23 protein-coding genes are annotated in these 24,587 nt (G+C 60.9%); 11 read left to right on the plus strand and 12 right to left on the minus strand.

Features of this window, described 5'->3' with window-relative positions; genetic code table 11:
• Window positions 1-2 precede the first annotated feature (2 nt).
• Together flgE and HKK57_RS17280 are read left to right on the plus strand one after the other, a co-directional pair.
• On the plus strand, window positions 3-1,322 hold the full coding sequence (flgE, locus tag HKK57_RS17275) for a flagellar hook protein FlgE (RefSeq protein ID WP_029294493.1): 1,320 nt from the start codon (window positions 3-5) through the stop codon (window positions 1,320-1,322).
• 216 nt (window positions 1,323-1,538) lie between these two features.
• Window positions 1,539-2,582 (plus strand): hypothetical protein, encoded by a 1,044-nt coding sequence (locus tag HKK57_RS17280; protein WP_169390478.1) that lies wholly within the window; start codon window positions 1,539-1,541, stop codon window positions 2,580-2,582.
• 94 nt (window positions 2,583-2,676) lie between these two features.
• Here the strand turns inward: HKK57_RS17280 and HKK57_RS17285 are convergent, their stop codons facing one another.
• On the minus strand, window positions 2,677-5,568 hold the full coding sequence (locus HKK57_RS17285) for a ribonucleoside-diphosphate reductase subunit alpha (protein WP_029300728.1): 2,892 nt from the start codon (window positions 5,566-5,568) through the stop codon (window positions 2,677-2,679).
• Between the two features lie 847 nt (window positions 5,569-6,415).
• Here HKK57_RS17285 and HKK57_RS17290 point away from each other — a divergent pair.
• On the plus strand, window positions 6,416-7,141 hold the full coding sequence (locus tag HKK57_RS17290) for a response regulator (RefSeq protein ID WP_029300726.1): 726 nt from the start codon (window positions 6,416-6,418) through the stop codon (window positions 7,139-7,141).
• Window positions 7,138-8,748, plus strand: coding sequence for an ATP-binding protein (locus tag HKK57_RS17295; protein ID WP_070994659.1), 1,611 nt, complete (start codon window positions 7,138-7,140; stop codon window positions 8,746-8,748). Before HKK57_RS17290 ends, HKK57_RS17295 begins: the two co-directional genes overlap by 4 nt.
• A 98-nt stretch (window positions 8,749-8,846) precedes the next feature.
• Here the strand turns inward: HKK57_RS17295 and HKK57_RS17300 are convergent, their stop codons facing one another.
• Window positions 8,847-9,563: a 4'-phosphopantetheinyl transferase family protein gene (locus tag HKK57_RS17300; protein WP_169390479.1), complete on the minus strand. Its 717-nt coding sequence runs from the start codon at window positions 9,561-9,563 to the stop codon at window positions 8,847-8,849.
• Between the two features lie 148 nt (window positions 9,564-9,711).
• Between HKK57_RS17300 and HKK57_RS17305 the strand changes: the two genes are divergently transcribed.
• Together HKK57_RS17305 and HKK57_RS17310 are read left to right on the plus strand one after the other, a co-directional pair.
• A complete protein-coding gene (locus HKK57_RS17305; RefSeq protein WP_029300720.1) occupies window positions 9,712-10,389 on the plus strand; it encodes a response regulator transcription factor in 678 nt (225 codons plus the stop codon).
• The gene (locus HKK57_RS17310; RefSeq protein WP_070994657.1) at window positions 10,386-11,732 is read left to right on the plus strand and encodes an ATP-binding protein; all 1,347 of its coding nucleotides are present in this window, start codon (window positions 10,386-10,388) and stop codon (window positions 11,730-11,732) included. The genes HKK57_RS17305 and HKK57_RS17310 overlap by 4 nt, the downstream gene beginning before the upstream one ends.
• A gap of 304 nt (window positions 11,733-12,036) precedes the next feature.
• Here the strand turns inward: HKK57_RS17310 and HKK57_RS17315 are convergent, their stop codons facing one another.
• Complete coding sequence (locus HKK57_RS17315; RefSeq protein WP_029300716.1) at window positions 12,037-13,035, minus strand: AraC family transcriptional regulator; 999 nt, start codon at window positions 13,033-13,035, stop codon at window positions 12,037-12,039.
• 334 nt (window positions 13,036-13,369) lie between these two features.
• Here HKK57_RS17315 and HKK57_RS17320 point away from each other — a divergent pair, with 334 nt between their 5' ends.
• Both HKK57_RS17320 and HKK57_RS17325 read left to right on the plus strand, forming a co-directional pair.
• Window positions 13,370-14,701 carry a dicarboxylate/amino acid:cation symporter gene (locus HKK57_RS17320; protein WP_092237622.1) on the plus strand — a complete coding sequence of 444 codons (1,332 nt, stop codon included), beginning with the start codon at window positions 13,370-13,372 and terminating at the stop codon, window positions 14,699-14,701.
• A 150-nt stretch (window positions 14,702-14,851) separates the two neighbouring features.
• A complete protein-coding gene (locus HKK57_RS17325; protein ID WP_169390480.1) occupies window positions 14,852-16,033 on the plus strand; it encodes a CaiB/BaiF CoA transferase family protein in 1,182 nt (393 codons plus the stop codon).
• 76 nt (window positions 16,034-16,109) lie between these two features.
• On the opposite strand, the gene HKK57_RS17330 is transcribed toward HKK57_RS17325, so the two are convergent.
• From HKK57_RS17330 to HKK57_RS17340, 3 genes are all read right to left on the minus strand, one after another.
• Window positions 16,110-17,072 carry an IS110 family transposase gene (locus HKK57_RS17330; protein WP_092232475.1) on the minus strand — a complete coding sequence of 321 codons (963 nt, stop codon included), beginning with the start codon at window positions 17,070-17,072 and terminating at the stop codon, window positions 16,110-16,112.
• A 246-nt stretch (window positions 17,073-17,318) separates the two neighbouring features.
• Window positions 17,319-17,813: a SprT family zinc-dependent metalloprotease gene (locus tag HKK57_RS17335; protein ID WP_029299752.1), complete on the minus strand. Its 495-nt coding sequence runs from the start codon at window positions 17,811-17,813 to the stop codon at window positions 17,319-17,321.
• 129 nt (window positions 17,814-17,942) lie between these two features.
• A complete protein-coding gene (locus HKK57_RS17340) occupies window positions 17,943-18,545 on the minus strand; it encodes a Yip1 family protein (RefSeq protein WP_029299750.1) in 603 nt (200 codons plus the stop codon).
• A 365-nt stretch (window positions 18,546-18,910) separates the two neighbouring features.
• Here HKK57_RS17340 and ttcA point away from each other — a divergent pair, with 365 nt between their 5' ends.
• Together ttcA and HKK57_RS17350 are read left to right on the plus strand one after the other, a co-directional pair.
• Window positions 18,911-19,735 (plus strand): tRNA 2-thiocytidine(32) synthetase TtcA, encoded by an 825-nt coding sequence (gene ttcA / locus HKK57_RS17345; protein ID WP_029299748.1) that lies wholly within the window; start codon window positions 18,911-18,913, stop codon window positions 19,733-19,735.
• 67 nt (window positions 19,736-19,802) lie between these two features.
• Window positions 19,803-20,474 carry a DNA-3-methyladenine glycosylase I gene (locus tag HKK57_RS17350; RefSeq protein ID WP_032861540.1) on the plus strand — a complete coding sequence of 224 codons (672 nt, stop codon included), beginning with the start codon at window positions 19,803-19,805 and terminating at the stop codon, window positions 20,472-20,474.
• A gap of 97 nt (window positions 20,475-20,571) precedes the next feature.
• Here HKK57_RS17350 and HKK57_RS17355 read toward each other — a convergent pair whose 3' ends face one another.
• The 3 genes from HKK57_RS17355 to arsC are packed head-to-tail and all read right to left on the minus strand — an operon-like array spanning window position 20,572 to window position 21,924.
• Window positions 20,572-20,976, minus strand: coding sequence for a DUF2069 domain-containing protein (locus HKK57_RS17355; protein WP_029299744.1), 405 nt, complete (start codon window positions 20,974-20,976; stop codon window positions 20,572-20,574).
• On the minus strand, window positions 20,960-21,574 hold the full coding sequence (wrbA, locus tag HKK57_RS17360) for an NAD(P)H:quinone oxidoreductase (RefSeq protein ID WP_029299742.1): 615 nt from the start codon (window positions 21,572-21,574) through the stop codon (window positions 20,960-20,962). Before wrbA ends, HKK57_RS17355 begins: the two co-directional genes overlap by 17 nt.
• Complete coding sequence (gene arsC, locus HKK57_RS17365) at window positions 21,571-21,924, minus strand: arsenate reductase (glutaredoxin) (RefSeq protein ID WP_092237613.1); 354 nt, start codon at window positions 21,922-21,924, stop codon at window positions 21,571-21,573. Before arsC ends, wrbA begins: the two co-directional genes overlap by 4 nt.
• Before the next feature lie 115 nt (window positions 21,925-22,039).
• Between arsC and HKK57_RS17370 the strand changes: the two genes are divergently transcribed.
• The gene (locus HKK57_RS17370) at window positions 22,040-22,501 is read left to right on the plus strand and encodes a TlpA disulfide reductase family protein (protein ID WP_169390481.1); all 462 of its coding nucleotides are present in this window, start codon (window positions 22,040-22,042) and stop codon (window positions 22,499-22,501) included.
• A gap of 123 nt (window positions 22,502-22,624) precedes the next feature.
• Here HKK57_RS17370 and HKK57_RS17375 read toward each other — a convergent pair whose 3' ends face one another.
• The 3 genes from HKK57_RS17375 to HKK57_RS17385 form a co-directional block, all read right to left on the minus strand.
• The gene (locus HKK57_RS17375; RefSeq protein WP_029299736.1) at window positions 22,625-23,029 is read right to left on the minus strand and encodes an META domain-containing protein; all 405 of its coding nucleotides are present in this window, start codon (window positions 23,027-23,029) and stop codon (window positions 22,625-22,627) included.
• The gene (locus HKK57_RS17380; RefSeq protein ID WP_029299734.1) at window positions 23,026-23,466 is read right to left on the minus strand and encodes a hypothetical protein; all 441 of its coding nucleotides are present in this window, start codon (window positions 23,464-23,466) and stop codon (window positions 23,026-23,028) included. Before HKK57_RS17380 ends, HKK57_RS17375 begins: the two co-directional genes overlap by 4 nt.
• A gap of 71 nt (window positions 23,467-23,537) precedes the next feature.
• Window positions 23,538-24,527 (minus strand): 2-hydroxyacid dehydrogenase, encoded by a 990-nt coding sequence (locus tag HKK57_RS17385; protein ID WP_169390482.1) that lies wholly within the window; start codon window positions 24,525-24,527, stop codon window positions 23,538-23,540.
• Window positions 24,528-24,587 lie beyond the last annotated feature (60 nt).

Here is a 24,587-nt window from a genome sequence, read left to right on the forward strand (position 1 = left end):
ACATGTCTTTTAATATCGGCCTTAGCGGCCTCTATGCGGCCAACAAACAACTGGACGTGACCGGCAACAATATCGCCAACGTCGCGACCACCGGCTTCAAGTCGTCCCGCGCAGAGTTCGGCGACATTTACGCGGCGTCCCGCCTGGGCACAGGCAATAAAACCATCGGTACCGGCGTGAACCTGGCGGCGGTTTCCCAGCAATTCACCCAGGGTGAAGTCAACGGCAGCGGTGGCGTGTTGGACATGGGCATCCAGGGCGGCGGCTTCTTCGTACAGAAGGGCAGCGACGGTTCGCTGGAGTACACCCGTAATGGCTCGTTCCAGGCCAACAAAGACGGTTACATCACCAACAACACCGGCACCTCGCGCCTGCAGGGTTATGCGGCCGATGAAGATGGCAAAATCTCCAAGAGCGGCCTGACCGACCTGCGGATCAACCTGTCCAACTTGCCGCCTAAAGCGTCGACCAAGGTTGACTCCAGCAGCAACCTGAACTCCTCCAAGCCGGTGATCGACCAGACGACCAGCCCGTTTGACCCGACGGTAGCGAGCTCGTTTACCGAGCAGTACGGCACCACTTTGTATGACACTCAAGGCAATGCCCATGAGATGGTGCAGTACATGGTGAAAACCGGCTCCAATACCTGGAAGTCCTACACCCTGATCGATGGGCGTAACCCTGACGGTACGCCGGTCAAGGGAACGGGCGCGGTTGCCCCGGTGGCCTCCACGGTGACATTCGATACATCAGGCACCCTGAAGGGGATCATCACCCCGCCGAGCACTGTATCCAACACCACCCTGACCATCAGCAACTGGAAGCCGGGCGTCATGGACAACGGCGTGTGGAACCCTGACAACGGGGCGGCGGCCAACCCGGGCGGTATCGCGATCAACATGTCCGATATCACTCAGTACAACTCGGCCAGCTACCGTAACCCGCCGATCACCGATGGCTACGCCACCGGCGAAATCACCGGGCTGAAAATCGACGGCAGCGGTGTACTGTTCGCCACCTTCAGCAACCAGCAGAGCAAGGCCATTGGCCAGATCTCCCTGGCCAGCTTCAACAACGAGCAAGGCTTGCAGCCGGCCGGTGGCACCACCTGGAAAGAAACCTTCGCTTCGGGCCAGCCTGGCTACGATGCACCAGAAGCCGGGACTTTGGGTTCGATCGTGGCCAACTCCCTGGAGAACTCCAACGTCAACCTGACCAACGAGCTGGTGGACCTGATCAAGGCCCAGAGCAACTACCAGGCGAACGCCAAGACCATCTCCACCCAGAGCACCATCATGCAGACCATCATTCAGATGACCTGATGGGTTAGCGCTGCACAAGAAGCCCCTCGTCAGAGGGGCTTTTTTGTGGGCGTAGGAAAAGCACCGGTGCCGCATTGGGTTACGCACTGAAATGCTTGGGAAAGGAACGCTTCAATCGGCCCGCACCACTGATCGGGGCAAGAGCCCAGGGGGCTCATCGATCAATGGGAGCTGAAAATGTGGAACTCCGGGGTGTCCGCGCCAGGTAATGGGCGCATGGCTTTGGTGCCGACTGTTACGCGTCGGGAGCCTGCTCCCATCGAACCCGTCAGTGACGTGTCGGCGGTCAAGACGTTGTTCAACCAGTTGTTCGAGGCCGAGCAAACCTCCAAGACCCAATTGGCTCGCGATCTGCGTGACAAGCTCAATGCAAAGCGCGAGGAGATCAGTGATGAAAAACTCAAGGATATTCTCAATCAAATGATTGAGTCGGATGAAACGCCTCTGTCGTTTCTTGAGTTTCTCAGGCGCCTGCGGGATGAGTGGTTCCCAGCATCTGATTCAGCCTTGGGAAATGGTGGTACTGGGAATGCCGGTGGGGGCTCGGGTGTCGGTGGAGGAAGGAGAGGGGGAGGGGGTGGCGGCGGCAATGCCAATGTAGGTGGCGGCCAAAGAAGTGCTGAGCGTATGAGCGACAAGCCTCTGTCAGTAGGGGCGGGTTATACCGATTATCGACCTGACTCCAGTGCCGAAAACGCAGGAAAAAAGCCCAAAAATATCTGGAGTGGATTCAGTCAGGGACAGGAGGGTAATTGTGGAACAGTCTCTGCGATCAAAGCGTCAATGATGCATTTTGGCCAGAAGCCAACTGACATTTATAAGGAGGTCAAGGAGGCGGGTAACGGTTATGACGTGACAATGCGCGATGGATATAAGCTTCACCTTAGTCGAGATGAGTTGAAGCAGGCGGCCAGGGGAGCAAACTTTAAGGGTGACGATCCGGAAATGATGACGGATGCCAACTTTATGTTTGCTGTAAGTGCCAAGCGTGCACAGGAAGAAAATAACGACGGCAGGGTGGGGATGAGTTACGGACAGGCTATTGATTCGTTAAATGATGGCGAGTGGAGTAAGGAGGCCTTTGACCGCCTGGGTTTGAAGAATCATGTTAGACAGGTGAGTTTAAGTGACTTGGCGAGGGGAGCAGTCGGTACGGCGGATACGAATATTCATTCGGTGGCCGTGGTTAATGGCAGGAAGGAACTTTGGGGAGGGCGTGGTGGATATCCAACAGAGGGTATAGCTTTTGGCTTTGTTTAACCTTTGGTTCTACGGCAAAAGAAAGCCCCCGATACACCATAGGCCTATCGGGGGCTTTTCATCCTTGGGGGGTTAAACCCAAGGTGCTGTCAGCTTACTGGCAGGCTTCGCAATCCGGCTCGTCGATCGCGCAGGCTTTAGGCACTGGCGCTGGGCCGGCCGGCGCTGCGAGAACCGAATCATCACCGTGGTTACCGCTGGATACAGCGTTCAGCTTGCCGGTGTTGATGGTCGACTTCTCGGTGCTGGTCGCGGCCAGGGCACGGAGGTAGTAAGTGGTTTTCAGGCCACGGTACCAAGCCATGCGGTAGGTCACGTCGAGCTTCTTGCCCGATGCGCCGGCGATGTACAGGTTCAGGGACTGCGCCTGGTCGATCCACTTCTGGCGACGGCTGGCGGCGTCAACGATCCACTTGGTGTCCACTTCGAACGCGGTCGCGTAGAGCTCTTTGAGTTCTTGCGGGATGCGCTCGATCTGCTGTACCGAACCGTCGTAGTACTTAAGGTCGTTGATCATCACCGAGTCCCACAGGCCGCGGGCTTTCAGGTCGCGGACCAGGTACGGGTTGATCACGGTGAATTCGCCCGACAGGTTCGATTTCACATACAGGTTCTGGTAGGTCGGTTCGATCGACTGCGACACGCCAGTGATGTTGGCGATGGTCGCGGTCGGTGCGATGGCCATGATGTTGGAGTTACGAATGCCTTTCTGCACACGGGCACGTACCGGCGCCCAGTCCAGGGATTCGTTGAGGTCAACATCGATGTACTTCTGGCCACGGGCTTCGATCAGGATCTGTTGCGAGTCCAGCGGCAGGATGCCCTTGGACCACAGCGAACCCTGGAACGTCTCGTAGGCGCCGCGCTCGTCGGCCAGGTCGCAGGAAGCCTGGATCGCGTAGTAGCTGACCGCTTCCATGGACTTGTCGGCGAACTCGACCGCAGCATCCGAACCGTAGGGAATGTGCTGCAGGTACAAAGCGTCCTGGAAGCCCATGATGCCCAGGCCGACCGGACGGTGCTTGAAGTTGGAGTTCTGCGCCTGTGGCACCGAGTAGTAGTTGATGTCGATAACGTTATCGAGCATGCGAACGGCGGTGTTGACGGTACGTTCCAGTTTGGCGGTGTCCAGCTTGCCGTTGACGATGTGGTTCGGCAGGTTGATCGAGCCCAGGTTGCAAACAGCGATCTCGTCCTTGTTGGTGTTCAAGGTGATCTCGGTGCACAGGTTCGAGCTGTGGACCACGCCCACGTGCTGCTGCGGGCTGCGCAGGTTGCACGGGTCCTTGAAGGTCAGCCATGGGTGGCCGGTTTCAAACAGCATGGACAGCATTTTGCGCCACAGGTCTTTGGCCTGGATGGTCTTGAACAGCTTGATCTTGCCTGGGTACTGGGACAGGGCTTCGTAGTACTCGTAGCGCTCTTCGAAGGCCTTGCCGGTCAGGTCGTGCAGGTCAGGCACTTCCGATGGCGAGAACAGGGTCCACGGGCCGTCATCGAAGACGCGCTTCATGAACAGGTCAGGGATCCAGTTGGCGGTGTTCATGTCGTGGGTACGACGACGGTCATCACCGGTGTTCTTGCGCAGCTCGATGAACTCTTCAATGTCCATGTGCCAGGTTTCCAGGTACGCACACACAGCGCCTTTGCGCTTGCCACCCTGGTTCACGGCTACGGCGGTGTCGTTCACGACTTTGAGGAACGGCACGACGCCCTGGGACTTGCCGTTGGTGCCCTTGATGTACGAACCCAGTGCACGGACCGGCGTCCAGTCGTTGCCCAGGCCGCCAGCGAATTTGGACAGCATGGCGTTGTCGTGGATCGCGTGGTAGATGCCCGACAGGTCATCCGGCACGGTGGTCAGGTAGCAGCTCGACAGCTGTGGACGCAGGGTGCCGGCGTTGAACAGGGTCGGAGTCGACGACATGTAGTCGAAGGACGACAGCAGGTTGTAGAACTCGATGGCACGGTCTTCTTTGTGCTTCTCTTCGATCGCCAGGCCCATGGCCACACGCATGAAGAACACCTGCGGCAGTTCGAAACGGATCCCGTCCTTGTGGATGAAGTAACGGTCGTACAGGGTCTGCAGGCCCAGGTAGGTGAACTGCTGGTCACGCTCGTGGTTGATCGCCTTGCCGAGTTTTTCCAGGTCGAAGGTGGCCAGGATCGGGTTCAGCAATTCGAATTCGATACCCTTGGCGATGTAGGCAGGCAGGGCCTTGGCGTACAGGTCGGCCATTTCGTGGTGGGTGGCGCTATCGGCCACGCCCAGGAACCCCAGGCCTTCGGCACGCAGGGTGTCCATCAGCAGGCGCGCGGTCACGAACGAGTAGTTCGGCTCACGCTCAACCAGGGTACGGGCGGTCATCACCAGGGCGGTGTTGACGTCGGTCAGGGCCACGCCGTCGTACAGGTTCTTCAGGGTTTCACGCTGGATCAGGTCGCCGTCGACTTCTTCCAGGCCTTCGCAGGCTTCGGTGATGATGGTGTTCAGGCGGCCCAGGTCCAGCGGCGCGAACGAACCATCAGCCAAGGTGATGCGGATCGACGGGTGGGCTTGCACGGCTTCGGCGGACGGCGCGTGTACGGCACGTTCCTTGGCGCGCGAGTCGCGGTAGATCACGTAGTCGCGGGCCACTTTCTGCTCGCCGGCGCGCATCAGGGCCAGTTCGACCTGGTCCTGGATTTCTTCGATGTGGATGGTGCCGCCCGAAGGCATGCGACGCTTGAAGGTCGCGGTGACTTGTTCGGTCAGGCGGGCAACGGTGTCGTGGATACGCGACGAAGCGGCAGCGGTGCCGCCTTCAACTGCAAGAAACGCTTTGGTGATAGCGACGGTGATTTTGTCGTCGGTGTAAGGAACGACAGTGCCGTTACGCTTGATCACGCGCAATTGGCCGGGCGCGGTGGCGGACAGATCCATATTCGAATCAGCGCCCTGCGGCACGGAGCCTTGCGGGTTCTCGCGAGTTGTGTCGGTTTGCATGGGGGGTTGTCTCCACATTCTATATTTATTTGGGCACCATCACGGTGCCCACCGTTCCGTCCTGAAGCACTTACAACAGGCCTTGGCCTGGCATAACAACCTCGGGACAGGAGGAAGGGAGCTGTTCGCGCCGCTTCCATGCCGAAGTCTTCGGTTCCAAGCCCTGGGCTCTTTACCGTATTCCTGTGTGGGTGTCGTTTGTATTGCAACACCCGTACCGCTTTCTCCCGTTGGGGCTTGAAAACAGCAGCCATCCGCGTGCGCGGTTTGGGCTTTCGAAAAAGGTTTAAGTTCCACCAAACAGGAGCAAGAAAGCACTTGAGTTTCTTGTCTGATTTGTGTTTGGTCTTGTCGCTTGAAACCCTACATGTAGGGTTTTTTTTGCGACGAGGTACAAGATAATGCGTTTTGGGGGGCTTAGCAACGCACTACCTGTGGATAACGCTGTGGGTAAAATGTGTATGAAAGGTGGAACCGCCGTGTAGGCCGCAGTACTGCTGCATCGCACCGTTTGTCACCGAATATTCCAAGCTGAAAACACCCGGTTGGATTTTTGCGGGCGCGAACCCTATCACAAAAAATCGCGATCACCGAATGCATTTCCTGGCTTGTGTTGCAGGGTCAGGCCATGGCTACAATCGGCCTTTATTCCTACACTGTTATGCCCTTTATGCATGACAAATTTGGTACGGCTGGCGAAGATCAAAATGTGGGAGCGGGCTTGCCCGCGATAACGGTGGATCAGCAGTAGGTATGTTGCCTGACACACTGCTATCGCGGGCAAGCCCGCTCCTACATTTGAACCTGCGCAGTCCTGACAAATCTCTTATAAAAACGAGGACCACCCGTGGAGCAAGAAGCCTGGCAGGTACTGATTGTCGAGGACGACCAGCGGCTGGCTGAGTTGACCCGTGACTACCTGGAAAGCAACGGCCTGCGGGTCTCCATCGAGGGCGACGGAGCCCTGGCGGTGGCGCGGATCATTGCCGAGCAGCCGGACCTGGTAATCCTCGACCTGATGCTGCCCGGCGAAGACGGCCTGAGCATCTGCCGCAAGGTGCGCGAGCGCTACGACGGGGTGATCCTGATGCTCACCGCGCGTACCGACGACATGGACCAGGTTCTGGGCCTGGACATGGGGGCCGATGACTATGTGTGCAAGCCGGTGCGCCCGCGCTTGCTGCTGGCGCGGATCCAGGCGCTGTTGCGGCGCAGCGAAAGCGCCGAGCCTGCCGCCCCGGAAAAACAGCGGCGCCTGCAATTCGGCCCCCTGGTGGTCGACAACGCCTTGCGCGAAGCCTGGCTGCACGATGGCGGCATCGAACTGACCAGCGCCGAATTCGATCTGTTGTGGCTCTTGGTGGCCAATGCCGGGCGCATCCTGTCCCGGGAAGAGATCTTCACCGCCTTGCGCGGTATCGGCTACGACGGCCAGGACCGCTCCATTGACGTACGCATCTCGCGGATCCGCCCGAAAATCGGCGACGACCCCATCCATCCGCGCCTGATCAAGACCATTCGCAGCAAAGGCTACCTGTTCGTCCCCGAAGCTGCCGCCGATATGCTGTCGTGAACTCGATCTTCCTGCGTATCTATGGCGGCATGTGCGCGGCGCTGATCCTCGTGGCCCTGCTTGGCGTATTGGCGCTGCACCTGCTCAATGAGGTGCGCAGCGGCCAGTACCGCGAGCGGCTGGCCCACGGCACCTTTGCCCTGATGGGCGACAACCTGCAGCCGATGAGCAGCATCGAGCGCCAGCGCGCCCTGGCGGTGTGGGAGCGATTGCTGGGGATTCCCTTGCAATTGCAGACGGTGGCGGATGCCCGCCTGGACCTGAGCCAGCGCAATCGCCTGCAGCGCGGCCAGGTCCTGGTGGAGCAGACCGGGCCCCATGCGGCCCGGGTGTTGCGCCTGGTCAGTGAGAAGGAGCAACTGCTGCTCACCGGCGAAGTGCAGCAGATCAGCGAGCAGTTGGCCCGGGCCACCATTTATTTACTGGCCGACGAACTGGTGCGTTTTCCTGTGGCCGAGCAGCCGCAACGGTTGGCCGACCTGAAAGACGCCAAGGGCTTCGGCTTTGAAATGCACCTGCTCAAGCTCGACGAAGCGGACATGGACGAGGACCAGCGGCGTCGCGTGGCCGAAGGCGACACGGTGATGGCCCTGGGCAAGGGCGGCGACTCGATCCGTGTGTTTGCCGGCATGGTCGGCACGCCGTGGGTCCTGGAAATCGGCCCGCTGTACCAGATGAATCCTTACCCGGCGCAATGGCTGGTGCTGATTGCATTGATTGGTCTGACCCTGATCGGCTTGATCGTGTATTTGCTGGTACGCCAACTGGAGCGCCGCCTACGCGGGCTCGAAGCGGCCGCCACGCGCATCGCCAAGGGCAACCTGGAAGCGCGGGTGCCGGCGCGCGGTGCCGACTCGGTAGGGCGCCTGGCGGCGGCCTTCAACGGCATGGCCGAGCACTTGCAGCGCCTGTTGGCGATTCAGCGTGAACTGGTGCGCGCGGTGTCCCATGAGTTACGCACCCCGGTGGCCCGCCTGCGTTTTGGCCTGGAGATGATCGGCGACGCCGCGACGCCCGAAGCCCGGCGCAAATACATGGAAGGCATGGACAGTGATATCCAGGACCTCGACGGCCTGGTGGATGAAATGCTCACCTATGCGCGCCTGGAGCAGGGTTCGCCGGCCCTGAGTTTCCAGCGGGTCGACCTCAGTGCCTTGCTCGACCAGGTGATCGGCGAGCTGGCACCCTTGCGGCCAGAGATCGAGGTGGCGCGGGGCGTGTGTCTGTCATCGGCGCACCTGGATGCGGCCTGGGTCGACGCCGAGCCGCGCTACCTGCACCGCGCCCTGCAAAACCTGGTGAGCAATGCCATGCGCCATGCGCAGTCGCGGGTGCTGATCAGTTACCAGGTGGGGCAGGTGCGTTGCCGTATCGACGTCGAAGACGATGGCCCAGGCGTGCCGGAAAGCGCCTGGGAGCGGATCTTTACCCCATTCCTGCGCCTTGATGACAGCCGTACACGCGCCTCGGGTGGGCATGGCCTGGGTTTGTCGATTGTGCGGCGGATTATCTACTGGCACGGCGGCCGGGCATTGATCAGCAAGAGCAACAACCTGGGCGGGGCGTGTTTCAGCCTGAGCTGGCCGCGGGATCAGGACAAGACTTGAGGTGGTCATCGCAGGCAAGCCAGCTCCCACAGTTGACTGCATTTCAAGGGATGTACTCGGTCAACTGTGGGAGCTGGCTTGCCTGCGATAGCGCTATATCAGGCACCGATGGCCACCAGGCTCAACAACTGCCCGTCATCCACCGCAAACTGCCCCTCCAGCTCCTTGCCATAACACCACTCACTGGACAAATCCGTCAGCAATCGCAAGCGCAAAAATCCCGAATCGGAGCACTCCATCACCTCGGCATGCTCAAAGTAGAAACGCTTCTGCACAATCGGGTAGAGCGCCTTGAACAGACTCTCCTTGGCCGAAAACGTCAGGGTCACCAGCTGCGCAACCTGCTCCCTTGGCCCTGTGGCCATGCGCTGCATCTCATCCGGAGTAAGGATTTCCCCGGCCAGGCGCTCGGCCCGCTCAAGGGGCAATAGGTTTTCCAGGTCCATGCCCAGCCCGCGCCACTGGGCCTTGTGGCCGACGATGGCGGCGGCATGCCCGGTGCTATGGGTGATCGAGCCGCTGATATGCGAGGGCCACACCGGGGCGCGGTCCTCACCGATGGCGGGGATAAAGTCCAGGCCTTCTAGCCGTTGCAAGGCGCTGCGGGCGCACAGCCGGCCCGCCAGAAACTCCGCCTGCCGCTTGGCCACCGAGCGTTGGATACTGGCCGGCGGCGGCACGGCGCAGCGCTGGAAGTCGCCGGGTTCGAGCAATTTGGGCTCGAAACGCGTGCTCAGGAACACCGTGCCGGGCAAGGTGGCGGGCAGCGGCCAATGGTCATCAAGTGGGGTGCAGCAGGCGGGTATCGGGTTCATGCCGGCTATTCTGCACGGGGCGGGACCTGCCTGGGTAGCCCGCCGGTTCAGACTGTGTTCAGTTCAACCGCCGTAAACTGCGCAAGCATACCTTCAGGGCCGCTATGATGGTTCCCTGCGGGACGGTGGATTGGCCTTGGAGAGTGTTATGAAATTGCTGGTTGTCGAAGATGAGGCGTTGTTGCGCCATCACCTGCTGACCCGTCTTGGCGACAGCGGCCACGTGGTCGAAGCCGTGGCTAACGCCGAAGAAGCGCTGTACCAGACTGGGCAATTCAATCATGACCTGGCGATCATCGACCTGGGCCTGCCGGGCATGGGCGGCCTGGACCTGATCCGCCAACTGCGGGCCCAGGCCAAGACCTTCCCGATCCTGATCCTCACCGCGCGCGGCAACTGGCAGGACAAGGTCGAAGGCCTGGCCGCCGGGGCCGATGACTATGTGGTCAAGCCGTTCCAGTTCGAAGAGCTGGAGGCGCGGATGAACGCCCTGTTGCGCCGCTCCAGCGGTTTTACCCAATCGACCATCGTCGCCGGCCCCTTGCTGCTGGACCTCAACCGCAAGCAGGCGTCCCTGGACGAGCAGCCCCTGGCGCTGACGGCCTATGAGTACCGGATCCTCGAGTACCTGATGCGTCATCACCAGCAAGTGGTGGCCAAGGATCGGTTGATGGAACAACTCTATCCCGATGATGACGAGCGTGATCCGAACGTGATCGAAGTGCTGGTCGGCCGCCTGCGTCGCAAGCTCGAAGGCCCGGCCGGGTTCAAGCCTATCGACACCGTGCGTGGCCTGGGCTACATGTTTAACGAGCGCTGCCGTTGATTCGTTCGCTGCGTGTGCGCCTGATGCTGGCGGCCACCACCTTGGCCGTATTGTTCATGCTCGGGCTGTTACCGGCGATGCAGGGCGCGTTCAGCCTGGCGTTGCAGGATTCCATCGAGCAGCGCCTGGCGTCCGATGTGACCACCCTGATCTCTGCCGCGCGGGTCGATAACAACCGTTTGCTGATGCCGGCGCAGTTGCCGGACGAGCGCTTCAACCTGACCGATAGCCGCCTGCTGGGCTATATCTACGACCGTGAAGGCCATCTGGTCTGGCGTTCGCGGGCGACCAGGGAAGAAAACATCAACTACCGGCCGCGCTACGACGGGCGCGGCAACGAGTTTGCGAAGATCCGCGAAGCCAACGGCCAGGAATTCTTCGTCTATGACGTCGAGGTCAAGCTGCTGGGGGGCAAGAGCGCGGCGTTCAGTATTGTCGCCCTGCAACCGGTGCGCGAATACCAAGTGACCCTTGAAGGCCTGCGGGAGAACCTCTACCTGGGGTTTGGCGCCGCCTTGCTGGTGCTGCTGAGCCTGCTGTGGATCGGCCTGACCTGGGGCTTGCAGGCCTTGCGCCGGCTGAGCCAGGAGCTGGATGAAATCGAAGGCGGCACCCGGGAAAGCCTCAGCGAGCAACACCCGCGGGAGCTGCTGCGCCTGACCGGTTCCCTCAACCGCCTGCTCCATAGCGAGCGCGAGCAGCGCACCCGTTACCGCGACTCCCTGGACGACCTGGCCCACAGCCTGAAAACCCCGCTGGCGGTGTTGCAGGGGGTGAGTGAAGACATGGCCCAGCGCCCCCAGGACCTTGAACAGGCGCGGGTCTTGCAGTCGCAGATCGAACGCATGAGCCAGCAGATCAGCTATCAATTGCAGCGCGCCAGCCTGCGTAAAAGCGGCCTGGTACGCCACCAGGTGCGCCTGCGCCCGGTGCTGCAAAGCCTGTGCGACACCCTCGACAAGGTCTACCGCGACAAGCGCGTGCGCGTGTCTTTCGCGCTACCAGAGCAGTGCGACGTGCCCATCGAGCAAGGCGCCTTGCTGGAGTTGCTCGGCAACCTGCTGGAAAACGCCTACCGCCTGTGCCTGAGTGAGGTGCGCGTGACCCTGGATGAAAGTGCCGATGGCGTGCGCTTGTGCATCGAAGACGACGGCCCCGGTGTGCCTCCCGACCAACGTGCGCGGATCCTGCAGCGCGGTGAGCGGTTGGACCGCCAGCATCCGGGGCAGGGGATCGGGTTGGCGGTGGTCAAGGACATTATTGAAAGCTACGGCGCACGGTTGACCCTGGGGGATTCGCCTCTAGGGGGCGCGGCGTTCAGGATTCATTTTCCGGCTGTTTGATCTTTATTGGATTGACCGGCCGCATCGCAGCATCGGTATCTACACAACTTTGCCGCAACGCCTAAATCCAGGCAGATAGCGCAGTTGTGGCGAGCGGGCTTGCCCCGCGCTGGGCTGCGAAGCAGCCCCAATAAGCCGAATGCGTTGTACCAGATACACCGCAGCGGCTGGTTTTGGGGCTGCTTCGCAGCCCAGCGCGGGGCAAGCCCGCTCGCCACGGGGGGCGTCAGTTTCTGAAAGTCGTGTAGATACCTATGCGCATCGCTGGCTTGCCTGCGATGGCGCCCGTCCAAACAATACATCCTCAACTTTCCTGCGCTCGATAAGCCCCCGGCGTCACCCCCGTCCACTTCTTGAACGCCCGGTGAAACGCCGACGGCTCGGAAAACCCCAACTGCTCGGCAATCTCCTGCAACGACAGATCCGCCCGCCCCAGATGAAAAATCGCAATATCCCGCCGCAGCTCATCCTTGAGTGCCTGGAAGCTGGTGCCTTCCTCACGCAAATGCCGGCGCAGGGTCTGTGGGCTGATGTGCAGGTGCTGCGCCACGGCTTCCAGGTCGGGCCAGGGTGTGCGGTCGCGGCTTAACAGACGCCGCAACTGGCTGCTCAGGCTGTCGCCTTCGTCCGGTCGCGACAGCAGGTCGGCGGGGGAGCGCTCGAGGAAATGCTTGAGGGTGCGCTCGTCCTGCAGCAGCGGCAGGCTCAGGTAGCGGCTATGGAACACCAGGCTGCTGCGGGCTGCGCTGAACACCAGGGGGCAAGGGAACAGCAGGTCGTACTCACTGGCATGGGCCGGCGCCGGGTAGCTGAACGTCGCTTGCTCCAGGCGGATACGCTGGCCAATCAACCAACTGCCGAGGCGATGCCAGATCACCAGCAGGGACTCGCTCAAAAAGTGATCCGGGTCCCACAGTTGCGAGTCATCCAGGCTCAGGCAGGCCATATCGCCTTCGCGGCTCAGGCGCCAGCGCGGCCCCTGGGGGAATAGGCTATAGAACAACAGGCCGCGCTCCAGCGCCTTCTCCAGGGTGCGGCAGTGAATCAGCGCGTGGCACATCATGGCGAAGGTCCCACGCTTGCTCGGCCCATCGGCGAAACCCAGGTACTCGTCATCCAGGGCCAGCCACAGCCTCTGCAACAGCTGCGTGAACTGCTCCGGCGCGATGCGTGCGCGGGGCTCTGCCAGCAATTGCGGGGTAATGCCCAGTTGCTGCAGCAGCGTCGAGCAGTCGTAGCCGGCCCGGTGCGCACCGCCCAAGGCAGCGCGGGCGTAATGACTGGCGATGGTGCGTTCGCGCATGCAGGGGCCTCGTCCATTGAGTGGCCGATGGTAGCCATCATGTCTGGGCTGGACAAGGCGGATATCCGCCAAATTGTAGGACGAGATTAGGCGGGTGGGCGGATATCCGCCACCTGCGCGCCCCCCTGAAACAGCCATGAATTTCCGTCAGCCCCTATGAGCCAAGGGTTACAGGGTTTTTCAGGAAAGTGGCACGCGGTTTGCGATAAGGAGTACAGACCTGCCAGCCAGCAGATCGCCAAAACAAATCCCTCCAGTGCAGGAGGGTTCGCAATTCAAGTGTCGTGGGCAATGGCGGATATTTGCCACACGGGACTCTTGAGGAAACTTTGCAATGACGACTCGTCAGCCGTTCTACAAAACCCTGTACTTCCAGGTAATCGTTGCCATCGTTATCGGTATCCTGCTCGGTCACTTCTACCCGCAGACCGGTGTGGCCCTCAAGCCATTGGGTGACGGCTTTATCAAGCTGATCAAAATGGTCATCGCCCCGATCATCTTCTGTACCGTTGTCAGCGGCATCGCCGGCATGCAGAGCATGAAGTCGGTGGGCAAGACCGGCGGCTACGCGCTGCTGTACTTCGAAATCGTCTCCACCATCGCCCTGTTGATCGGCCTGATCGTGGTCAACGTGGTACAGCCAGGTGCTGGCATGCACATCGACGTCGCCACCCTGGACGCTTCGAAAGTGGCTGCTTATGTCACCGCCGGTAAAGACCAGAGCATCGTCGGCTTTATCCTCAACGTGATCCCGAACACCATCGTCGGCGCCTTCGCCAACGGCGATATCCTGCAAGTGCTGATGTTCTCGGTGATCTTCGGTTTTGCCCTGCATCGCCTGGGTGCCTACGGCAAGCCGGTGCTGGACTTCATCGATCGCTTCGCCCACGTGATGTTCAACATCATCAACATGATCATGAAGCTCGCGCCAATCGGTGCCCTGGGCGCCATGGCGTTCACCATCGGTGCCTACGGTGTTGGCTCGCTGGTGCAACTGGGCCAGTTGATGATCTGCTTCTACATCACCTGCATCCTGTTCGTGCTGGTAGTACTGGGTGGCATCTGCCGCGCCCACGGCTTCAGCGTCCTGAAACTGGTGCGCTACATCCGTGAAGAACTGCTGATCGTACTGGGTACTTCCTCCTCTGAATCCGCACTGCCGCGCATGCTGATCAAGATGGAACGCCTGGGCGCGAAGAAGTCGGTGGTTGGCCTGGTTATCCCGACTGGCTACTCCTTCAACCTCGACGGTACTTCGATCTACCTGACCATGGCTGCCGTGTTCATCGCCCAGGCGACTGACACCCACATGGACATCACCCACCAGATCACCCTGTTGCTGGTGCTGTTGCTGTCCTCCAAAGGCGCTGCAGGCGTGACTGGCAGTGGTTTCATCGTACTGGCCGCAACCTTGTCGGCTGTTGGCCACCTGCCGGTTGCCGGCCTGGCGCTGATCCTCGGCATCGACCGCTTCATGTCCGAAGCCCGTGCCCTGACCAACCTGGTGGGTAACGCCGTAGCGACCATCGTCGTTGCCAAATGGGTCAAGGAACTGGACACCGACAAGCTGCAAAGCGAGCTGGCTTCCGGCGGTACCGGTATCTCCGAAACCCGCGAACTGGATGACCTGGGCGTAGCCGAAGGCCCGGCGCCAGCGATCAAGTAAACGCTGAGGCACACTAAAAAACCCATCTTCGGATGGGTTTTTTTATGGGCGCACGAGCACAACGGTCACTGTCGATGATGGTTACGGTAATTGCCGCTGGCGCCCAAGGCTGACTACTCTGTGCCCCATCGAACTGGAATCGGAGCTCCCATGTCAGGCCCCTTGGCGTCCCTCAAAGTGCTGGATTTCTCGACCTTGTTGCCGGGGCCTTTTGCCTCGTTGCTGTTGGCGGACATGGGCGCCGAGGTACTGCGCATCGAATCCCCGACGCGCATGGACCTGTTGCGCGTGTTGCCGCCCCACGACCGTGGCGTGTCGGCCAGCCATGCCTACCTCAACCGCAACAAGCGCAGCCTGGCCCTGGACCTCAAGCAGCCCGAGGCGCTGGAGATCGTGCGGCAACTGGTCGCCGACTACGACATCGTGCTGGAGCAGTTCCGCCCCGGGGTCATGGAACGCCTGGGCTTGGGTTATGAAGCGCTGAAGGCGATCAACCCGAAGCTGATCTATGTGTCCATCACCGGCTACGGCCAGACGGGCCCCTACAAGGATCGCGCCGGGCATGACATCAATTACCTGGCACTGTCTGGCGTCGCCAGCTACACCGGGCGTGAGGACAGCGGCCCGCTGCCCCTCGGCGTGCAATTGGCCGATGTGGGCGGTGGCTCGTTGCACGCCGTGGTCGGCCTGCTCGCGGCGGTGATTGCCCGGCAGCACAGCGGGGTGGGCCAGTACCTGGATGTGAGCATGACCGACTGCGCCTTCAGCCTCAACGCCATGGCCGGCGCGGCCTACCTGGCCTGTGGCGTGGAGCCCGGGCGCGAAGACCAGGTGCTCAATGGCGGTAGCTTCTACGATTACTACCGCTCGCGGGACGGGCGCTGGCTGTCGGTGGGCAGCCTGGAACCAGGGTTTATGCAGCAACTGTGTGGCGCGCTGGGGCGCCCGGAACTGGCGGCCCTGGGGTTGTCGCCCAAGCCCGAGCAGCAGAAGGCACTCAAGCAGGCATTGCAGGTCGAGTTTGAGCGGCACAGTTTTGAGGAGCTGTGTGCGTTGTTCGCTGGGGTGGATGCCTGCGTGGAACCGGTCCTCAGTTTGGGCGAAGCCCTTGAACACCCGCAGTTACAGGCCCGGGAGCTGGTGAGCCAGGTGCCCCGCGGGGATGGTTCGTTCCAGGCGCAGATGGCGTGCCCGCTGAAGTTTTCCGAGGGGTTGCCGGCGCCGAGGCATATTGGGGGGGCGGTGGGGGCGCACAGTGATGAGTTGTTGGGGGAGTTGGGTTTCAGTCTTCAGCGGATTGCCGAACTGCGGGGGGCCAAGGTGGTGGGGTAGTGGCTGTTCTGGCCCCATCGCGGGCAAGCCCGCTCTCACATTCTGAATGTATTCACAAATCAAAATGTGGGAGATTCTATGTTGCAGGTAAACCCTGCAACCTTAAGTTCGGTTGGTATTCGCTCTGGTTTTTCATCAGCGCGAATGCCACCCGGCAGAGCTTGCGGGCGAGGATTACCAGGGCTTGGGTCTTTGCCAGTCCTCGGGCCAGGTAGGACTCGTAGTACGGTTTCCAGGTCGCAGATCGGCTAGCGGCCATCGCTGCGTTGTGAGCAAGGCGCCGCAACTCTGAATCGCCCTTTTTACTCAAGTGCCGAGGGCCGGCCTTTTTTCCGGAGTCTTTTGGTCTCAGATCCATCCCCAAGAAAGCGATGAATGCATCGCCATTGGCGAACTGACCGCGCATGAAGGCTGTCGCTAGACCAGTAGCCGTAAGATCACCCACTCCCTCAATGGCTTTGCAGCGCTTGATATTTTCGGTGATGCCCGCCTCTTTGCTGACCTTGTGCAGCAACTTCTGAATGACCTGCTCAGCTTGTTTGAAGGACTTTAACTGCTGGGCCAACTCGTCTTTCAAAAGCGGTTCGCCTGACCAGCTCAGTGTGAGGCTTACACGCAAGTTGATAAGTTCTGCACGTCGGTGTAGCAAGCTTTTCAATAACTTGTAAGCCTGCGGAGGTGGACTCCAGAGCCGTAGCCGTTTCTGCTCGCTGCTCAGGTAGCGCGCTAATAAACGTGCATCACAAGGGTCGGTTTTCGCCCGCTGGCCAATGCTTTCGCGGTAATGGCTCAACCGATAAGCGTCTACAACGTAAACCCGATGTCCTATTTCATGGGCGAGTTCAGCTGTGTCCAAGTGGTAAGTGCTGGTGGCTTCCAGGGCAATTGAGCTGTTGGCAGGTAATGTGTTGAGCCAGCGGCCAAGAGCATCGCGGTCGTTGGCAATGGCTTGAGTGGCGTTGAGGTCTTCGCGGTAGGCAACGATTTCGGCCTTGGCCACATCGATACCCACAACCGTTGGTGAAGTAAGGATTGTCATAACTAATCCTCGGAGCTAGGGTTTAAGGGCTTGTCGGGGTCTATCCCAGCGCTGGCTTGCCTCTATTGTCGGTTTTCCCGATGAATTCCTTATCGGCGCTTAGGGTAGAAAGGGCGGGACGAGAAGTCTCCCACGGTCCGTACTGGCTAGAGTCGGAATCGGGCTTTTAGTCGCCGCCCACCCCTTCAAGTCTAAACATACAAGCGGGCTTGCCCGCGATGGGTCCAGAACAGGCACCCCAAAACCTCACTCCACCCGCGTCTCCCCAGTAAACACCAACGTCTCCCGACAGCGCCGGCACAAATACCGCCGCCCCTGGTTCACCAACCCATGGCGCTGGGCCGAGAACGCAAAGTCACTGTCGGCACACGGGCACCGGTAGATGTAACGGGTCACGCGCCGTCGCTGGATCTCATAGGTGTGGCACCGATCAGGCGGCAGTTCGTAGACCCCGCGCATGATCAGTTGCCATTCCTCGCCATGGGGCTGGATGCGCTCGCCGAACAATTGGTGGGCGATCAGGTGCGCCACTTCGTGGGCCACCGTCTGTTTGAGGAAGTGTTGGCTGTTTTCTCGATACAACTGGGGGTTGAAGCGCAGCAGGTTCTCGTGCAAATGCGCGACACCGGCTTTCTGCCCACGCAGCTTGAGGCTGACCTGGGGGCGTTTGAAACTTCGTTTGAAAAAGGATTCGGCTTGCAGGAAACAATCTTCGACGCGGGTATTGAGTTGCTCGGGCATGCTGTACATATCTCCAGAGACGTCCAGTATGCCGCATCCAAGGGTATTTCCGAATCTGTCAGGCGCCGAATGGTCATGCATAACGCACAAAGCCACCTTGCGGTGGCTTTTCCTGCGGTTGAAAGCGCGTCAGTTGGTGTAGATCGGCCCCACGCCCAGGCCCCAGACAATCACGGTAAAGGCCATGATCGCCACCAGTACCACCAGGCCTACCGCCAGCACCGAGCTGGAAAACAGGAAGCCTTCGTCCGGGTCGATGCTCATGAAGGTCGGCAACCCCACGTACAGCAGGTAGACGGTGTAGCAAATCGCCGCCGTGCCCACCACCATGCCCAGCCACATATGTGGATACAACGCCGCCAGCCCGCCGATAAATAGCGGCGTGGCGGTGTAGGTGGCGAACGCGACGCAGCGCGCCATGCTCGGGTTGGCGTCATAGGTGCGCGCCATCCAGTGAATGAAGGCGCCCATCACCGCGACGCCGCCGAGCATCGCCAGGTACGACATGATGGTCATCCACAACGCACTGTCCTGGGTCAGCATGACCGGGGAGCGATTGCCGATGACCCAGCCAACCTGGGTGGTGCCGATAAAAGCCGATATGGCGGGGATCGCCGCGAGAATCAGCGTGTGAGTGAGGTACATGTGGCCGATGCTTTCTTCTTTATCGCCACGAATTTCCCGCCATTCCTGGTCGGGATGGGTGAAAAGCCCCACGACGTGATGGATCATGCCAGTCACTCCTGTCGTTATTACCATCGCCCCCCAAGCGGAGCGCCCGCCGGCCAAGTGGCCTGAAAGGTCTGGATATATGTGCGACCTCAAGTCGCAGTATAGGAAGTGATGACCGGAAAAAGTGTGTGGCTTTAGAGCAAATTGCACTGTAAACACTGGGCTTAATCGCGCCTGGGTCTGTGACGTGGAATGCAGTCCCCTGTGGGAGCGGGCTTGCCCGCGATAGCGGTAGGTCAGGCAGCGGATTTATTGATCGATCCACCGCCATCGGGAGCAAGCCCCCTCCCACATTGGAACTCGGTGCTCCATACCGCTAAAATACCCGGCTTTTCGTCACACACCTTTTCGCGGATCCAAGCGCCATGGGCACCCTTACCGTCAATCAGAACAAACTGCAAAAACGCCTGCGGCGCCTGGCCGGTGAGGCTGTCGCTGACTTCAACATGATCGAGGAGGGCGACAAGGTCATGGTCTGCCTGTCTGGCGGCAAAGACAGCTACACCATGCTGGACGTGCTGATGCACCTGCAGAAGGTCGCGCCGATCAAGTTCGACATCGTTGCCGTGAACATGGACCAGAAACAACCCGGGTTCCCCGAGGATGTGCTGCCGGCCTATCTCAAGACTCTCGGCATCGAATACCACATCGTCGAGAAAGACACCTATTCGGTGGTCAAGGAACTGATCCCGGAAGGCAAGACCACCTGCTCGCTGTGCTCGCGCCTGCGTCGTGGCACCCTGTACACCTTTGCCGATGAAATCGGCGCGACCAAGATGGCCTTGGGGCATCATCGTGATGACATCGTCGAGACCTTCTTCCTCAATATGTTCTTCAACGGCTCCCTCAAGGCCATGCCGCCCAAGCTGCGTGCCGATGACGGGCGCAACGTGGTGATCCGCCCGCTGGCGTATTGCAACGAGAAGGACATCCAGGCCTACTCCGACTTCAAGCAGTTCCCGATCATCCCCTGCAACCTCTGCGGCTCCCAAGAGAACCTGCAGCGCCAGGTGGTCAAGGACATGCTCCAGGAGTGGGAACGCAAGACGCCGGGGCGCACCGAAAGCATCTTCCGCAGCCTGCAGAATGTGATCCCGTCGCAGTTGGCCGACCGCAACCTGTTCGACTTCACCAGCCTGCGCATCGATGAAACCGCCGCTTCGCGCTTCGTCAACATTGTGAACCTCTGAGCCTTTTCCAGGCTCTGACAGACGGCGCTCATGGGCGCCGTTTTCATTTCAACCCGTAGGAGAGGGCATGCGCGATTACAAATGGCTGCACGAATACTGTCTGAACCGCTTTGGTTCGGCGGCCGAGCTGGAAGCCCACCTGCCGGTGCCCAAGACGCCAGCGCAGTTGCGCCAGATCAGCGATGATCGCTACCTGTCGACCCTGTCGCTGCGGGTATTCCGCGCCGGGCTCAAGCACAGTGTGGTGGACGCCAAGTGGCCGGCGTTCGAGCAGGTGTTCTTTGGTTTTGATCCAGAAAAAGTCGTTTTGATGGGCGCCGAGCACCTTGAGCGCCTGATGCAGGACACGCGGATCATCCGCCACCTGGGCAAACTCAAGAGCGTGCCACGCAATGCGCAGATGATTCTCGACGTCGCGCAGGAAAAGGGCAGCTTCGGCGCACTGATCGCCGATTGGCCGGTGACCGATATCGTTGGGCTTTGGAAATACCTGAGCAAACACGGCCACCAGTTGGGCGGGTTGTCCGCGCCGCGCTTCTTGCGCATGGTAGGCAAGGACACTTTTGTGCCGAGCTATGACGTGGTCGCGGCGCTCAATGCGCAGAAGATTGTCGACAAGGCCCCCACCAGCCTGCGGGACCTGGCGACGGTGCAGGCGGCGTTCAACCAGTGGCACGCCGAGAGCGGGCGGCCGATGTGCCAGTTGTCGATGATGCTGGCCTATACCGTCAACCATTGACCTGTAGGAGCGAGCTTGCTCGCGAAAAACCTGAGGGCGCCGCGTGCATTCTGAATGCCCGCGTCATCGTTAACGTTTTCCGCGAGCAAGCTCGCTCCTACATGGCCAACCGCCGATTGAGCTGGAACCGCCAACGCACATACAGCAGCGCCGTGCAGAATACCGCCACGCTCGCCAGCATCTCCAGCACGCCAAACCACTGGCGGTTGGGGTCATAGGCCGCCAGGGCGCCCTTGATGAAATACAGGTTCACCACAAAACACATCCACGAATGCCCGCGCGCACTGCCCATGAGCATGCCTGGCGCGAGGATCAGCAGCGGCACCAGTTCGATCAGCAGGATCACCCAGGGCCGGGCGCCATGCAGGTCGGCGACCAGCAGGTAGTAAACGCAGAGCAGGCCTACCAGGCCAAAAAACGCCAGCAGGCTCAAGGCCCGTGCCACCTTGACCCGGGGTTCGAGCCAGGCCTGGGGCGGCAGGACTTTAGGCTTCTTGGCCACGGCCACTCTCCAGTTTCGCTGCCGTCTTCGCCAGGCGCAGGCCGAGGGCGCGGCACAGGGCGATTTCATGGGGGTCCAGGGCACGCTTGCCGTCAGCGCCGGAATGGTGGCTGGCGCCGTAGGGCGTACCGCCGCCCTGGGTGTCGAGCAACGCCTGTTCGCTGTAGGGCAGGCCGGTGATCAGCATGCCGTGGTGTAGCAGTGGCAGCAGCATCGACATCAAGGTGGTTTCCTGGCCACCGTGCAGGCTGGCGGTCGAGGTGAACACCCCGGCTGGCTTGCCGACCAGGGCGCCGGTCAGCCACAGGTTGCTGGTGCCGTCGAGAAAGTACTTCAACGGCGCGGCCATGTTGCCAAAGCGCGTCGGGCTGCCCAGGGCCAGGCCCGCGCAGTTCTTCAGGTCGTCGAGGCTGGCGTACAACGCACCTTCGGCCGGGATGCTCGGCGCTACGGCCTCACACTCGCTGGAGATTGCCGGCACCGTGCGCAGGCGCGCCTCCAGGCCGCCTTGCTCGATGCCCCGGGCAATCTGCCGGGCCATTTCGCTGACCGAGCCGTTGCGGCTGTAATACAACACCAGGACGTAGGGCGCGCTCACGGCAGGATCTCCAGGATATTTTCCGGCGGGCGGCCAATCACGGCCTTGTCGGCGGTGGCCAGGATCGGCCGTTCCATCAACTTGGGGTGGGCGGCGATGGCAGCAATCAATTGCGCCTCGCTGAGGCTGGCGTCGGCCAGGTTGAGGGTCTTGTATTCGTCTTCGCCGGTGCGCAGCAGTTGCCGGGCGCTGATCCCCAGTTTGCCGAGCAGGGCTTCAAGCTGCGCGGCGTCCAGTGGGGTTTCCAGGTAACGCACGACGGTGGGCGCCAGGCCACGGGCTTGCAGCAGTTCGAGCGCACCGCGGGATTTCGAGCAGCGCGGGTTGTGATAAAGCGTCAGATCGGTCATGTGCGGGTCGCATCTTGCGTAAGGTGGCGGGTATTCTACCTGCGCTGTGGCTTGTGCTTAAACCGTAAGAGGCGATCGGCCGCAGCCCACGTTCATTTTTGCTAAGGATTACCCCATGACACGGCGACTGATAGGCGCACTGGCAGTTATCACCACCCTCCTGCTCAGTGGCTGCGGCAATGATTATGGCGTCGACCAATACGGTCAGAAAGTCGCGTCCGAACGCGTCGACAAGCAATGGCTGGTGGTCAATTACTGGGCCGAGTGGTGTGGCCCGTGCCGCATCGAAATCCCTGAGCTCAACGCCCTGGCCGAGCAGCTCAAGGGCCAGCCGGTGAGTGTGTTCGGCGTCAACTTCGACAACGTGCAGGGTGAAGAACTCAAGAGCGCGAGCGAGAAGCTGGGCATCAAGTTCACCGTGTTGGCACAGAACCCCGAGGCGATTTTTGAGATCCCGCGCAGCGAAGCGTTGCCGGTGACCTACATCATCGATGACAAGGGCAAGGTGCGGGCGCAGATGTTGGGTGAGCAGACGGCGGAAGGTGTACTGGCCAAACTCAAAGAGCTGCGCGGCTGAAGCTTCGCGATATCTGCAGGAGCGAGCTCGCTCGCGAAGCACTCACAGGCACCGCGTTCATCCTGGATGCACGGGTTTTTGTTGAAGTTCTTCGCGAGCAAGCTCGCTCCTACAGGCGTTGGGTCAGCCTTCTTCCAGCCACAGGCGCAGAGGCTTGCCCTCGGCAGGCCAGAAGCGGGTTTGCTCGATGGGCGAGATATCCCAGCGCTGCACGGTTTCCAGGGCCTTGAAGAAGCGCTGCTCTTGCTCCATCAGGGCTTCGGCACACAGCTTGCGGGTACTGCCGATCTTGCCGAAGCTGAGCTTGTCACCGTCCAGGCTGTAGGGCGCGAACCAGTGGTTGCAGCCGCCATTGCCATAGGCCCGGCCATCGGCGCCGAGGGTCACGGTCAGGTGGGCGTAATCCATCAGCGGCCGTTCGCCGATCCATTCGACGATGTAGCTGTGATCCTGCTTGAGCTTGACCTCATCGCTAGCGCAGCCTGCGAGGCCGACGCCCAGCGCGGCGAGCACCAGCAGGCGCTTCATTGCGCGGCCTTCTGGCATTTCGGGCAACGGTGTTTATCACCGACAGTGGCCCAGCCCAGCTCGGCAATGCGCGCGGTGGCCGCCGGTTGCAGTGGCTCCTTGGTCAGCTTGGTCTCCACCGAGAACTCAAACTCCAGCACCGCGTCGCAGCTGTCGCAGTTGACCTTCCAGGTGTGAATTTCCAGCTCGCCGAACTTCGGCCCTTGCGCCATGGCGACCCATTGCCCGGCCGGGCGGATGGAGTAGCGCGCATCGCCTTCGACGGTCAGGCGCATCGACAGGGTCTTGCTGCCGCGCAAGGTGACGATCAGCACGTCGCCATGCTTGATCGAGCCACCATTGCCGGTGACTTGGTAACGACCCGGCACCAGGGCGCGGCATTCGATCAGGGTGTGTTGTGGGCTCAGCAAACTGAAGCGGAAATCGTGTTCGGCCATGGATCCTCCAAATAGGCGCGGCATCCTATCACGCTCGCCTGTTTACCATGCGCGCGGTATGTGACCGTTGATCATCCGTGCACCAGGTTTTGCGGTTGACCGCTGGCCCAGGCCTGGATATTGGCCAGGGTGGTCCCGGCAATCGCCGCCAGCGCTTCGCGTGTCAGGAATGCCTGGTGCGCGGTGATGATCACATTGGGGAAGGTCAGCAGGCGCGCCAGCACGTCGTCCTGCAACGGCAGGTCCGAGCGGTCCTCAAAAAACAGTTGGGCTTCTTCCTCGTACACATCCAGGCCCAGGTAGCCCAATTGCCCGTCCTTGAGCGCTTCGATCAGCGCCGGGGTATCCACCAGGCCGCCGCGCCCGGTATTGATCAGCATCGCCCCCGGCTGCATATGGGCCAGGGATTGTGCATTGATCAAGTGCTTGCTGTCGGCGGTCAGCGGGCAGTGCAGGCTGATGATCTGCGCCTGGGCCAATAACTGGGGCAGGTCGACATAGCGCGCGCCAAGGGCTTCGACCTGCGGGTTGGGATAGGGGTCGTAGGCCAGCAAGGTGCAGCCAAAACCGGCCATGATCTTGGCGAAGGTCGCGCCGATCTGCCCGGTGCCCACTACGCCAACGGTCTTGCCTACCAGGTCGAAACCGGTCAGGCCGTGCAAGCTGAAGTCGCCGTCGCGGGTGCGGTTGTAGGCGCGGTGCAGGCGACGATTGAGGGCCAGCACCAGGGCCACGGCATGTTCGGCCACCGCGTGGGGCGAGTAGGCAGGCACCCGCACGATGGTCAGGCCCAGGCGTTTGGCGGCGGCCAGGTCCACATGGTTGTAGCCGGCCGAGCGCAGGGCGATCAGGAGCGTGCCACCGGCGGCGAGGTGTTCGAGCACCGCTGTACTGAGGTCGTCGTTGATAAAGGCACAGACCACTTCGTGCTTGTCGGCCAGGGCCACGGTATCGAGGTTCAGGCGTGCCGGTTGGAATTGCAGCTCCATGCCTGCGGGCAGCGGTTCGGCGAGAAAGCTGTCGCGGTCATAGGTCTGGCTGCTGAATACAATGATGCGCATCAAAGGGCTCCCTGCAAGATAGCGTGTGGTACCTGTAGGCGCCGGCAAGCCGGCTCCTAC

It is taken from the genome of Pseudomonas sp. ADAK21, assembly GCF_012935735.1.
GTDB lineage: Bacteria > Pseudomonadota > Gammaproteobacteria > Pseudomonadales > Pseudomonadaceae > Aquipseudomonas > Aquipseudomonas proteolytica.